The sequence below is a fragment of the Streptomyces brasiliensis genome, from assembly GCF_014647875.1.
Lineage (GTDB): Bacteria > Actinomycetota > Actinomycetes > Streptomycetales > Streptomycetaceae > Streptomyces > Streptomyces brasiliensis.
Genome location: NZ_BMQA01000202.1, coordinates 1 through 1,717 on the forward strand (window position 1 = coordinate 1; position 1,717 = coordinate 1,717).

Annotated in this window: 1 protein-coding gene; it reads left to right on the forward strand. The window is 42.4% G+C overall.

Going from position 1 to position 1,717, the window contains the following annotated elements:
• Positions 1-194: 194 nt before the first annotated feature.
• Positions 195-1,634, forward strand: coding sequence for a form I ribulose bisphosphate carboxylase large subunit (locus tag IEZ19_RS54430; RefSeq protein ID WP_188363613.1), 1,440 nt, complete (start codon positions 195-197; stop codon positions 1,632-1,634).
• Positions 1,635-1,717 lie beyond the last annotated feature (83 nt).

The window sequence follows — 1,717 nt, forward strand, 5'->3', positions numbered from 1 at the left end:
GCCATACATATGAAAGAATATAGAATAATGATGTATTTGGCGAATCAAATACCATGGTCTAATAAGGAACCTTTCGGATTCGTTGATAATTTTTTGAAAGATTTCTTCGAAAAGGTTTCATTAACTCCTCATTTATATCGAGTAGACCTTGTTGTTGCGAGAATTCTTAATTCATGAGTTGTAGGGAGGGACTTATGTCACCACAAACAGAGACTAAAGCAAGTGTTGGATTCAAAGCTGGTGTTAAAGAGTATAAATTGACTTATTATACTCCTCAATATGAAGTCAAAGATACTGATATCTTGGCAGCCTTCCGAGTAACTCCTCAACCCGGAGTTCCGCCTGAGGAAGCAGGGGCCGCGGTAGCTGCTGAATCTTCTACTGGTACATGGACAACCGTGTGGACCGATGGGCTTACCAGCCTTGATCGTTACAAAGGGCGATGCTACCACATTGAGCCCGTTCCTGGAGAAGAAGATCAATATATATGTTATGTAGCTTACCCTTTAGACCTTTTTGAAGAAGGTTCTGTTACTAACATGTTTACTTCCATTGTGGGTAATGTATTTGGGTTCAAAGCCCTGCGCGCTCTACGTCTAGAGGATCTGCGAATCCCTACTGCTTATGTTAAAACTTTCCAAGGCCCGCCTCATGGCATCCAGGTTGAAAGAGATAAATTGAACAAGTATGGTCGCCCCCTATTAGGATGTACTATTAAACCTAAATTGGGGTTATCCGCTAAGAACTACGGTAGAGCAGTTTATGAATGTCTACGTGGCGGGCTTGATTTTACCAAAGATGATGAGAATGTGAACTCCCAACCATTTATGCGCTGGAGAGACCGTTTCTTATTTTGTGCCGAAGCAATTTATAAATCACAGGCTGAAACAGGTGAAATCAAAGGGCATTACTTGAATGCTACTGCAGGTACATGTGAAGAAATGATCAAAAGGGCCGTGTGTGCTAGAGAATTGGGAGTTCCTATCGTAATGCACGACTACTTAACAGGTGGGTTCACTGCAAATACTAGCTTGGCTCATTATTGCCGAGATAATGGTCTACTTCTTCACATCCATCGCGCAATGCACGCAGTTATTGATAGACAGAAGAATCATGGTATGCACTTTCGTGTACTAGCTAAAGCTTTACGTATGTCTGGTGGAGATCATATTCACGCTGGTACAGTAGTAGGTAAACTTGAAGGAGAAAGGGACATAACTTTGGGCTTTGTTGATTTACTACGTGATGATTTTATTGAAAAAGATCGAAGCCGTGGTATTTATTTCACTCAAGATTGGGTTTCTATGCCAGGTGTTCTGCCCGTAGCTTCGGGGGGTATTCACGTTTGGCATATGCCTGCTTTGACCGAGATCTTTGGAGATGATTCCGTACTACAATTCGGTGGAGGAACTTTAGGACACCCTTGGGGAAATGCACCGGGTGCCGTAGCTAATCGAGTAGCTTTAGAAGCATGTGTACAAGCTCGTAATGAGGGACGTGACCTTGCCCGCGAGGGTAATGAAATTATCCGCGAGGCTAGCAAATGGAGTCCTGAACTAGCTGCTGCTTGTGAAGTATGGAAGGCGATCAAATTTGAATTCGACGCAGTGGATAAATTAGATAAACCAGCTTGATAAATCAAATTTGAATTCGAAGCAATGGATACTTTGTAATCCAGTAATTACTGTCGGTTTGTTGAATTGCAATTAAACTCGGC

Excerpts from the sequence above, each read along its gene's own strand:
- IEZ19_RS54430 (WP_188363613.1), top strand. The coding sequence starts at position 195 with ATGTCACCACAAACAGAGACTAAAGCAAGTGTTGGATTCAAAGCTGGT.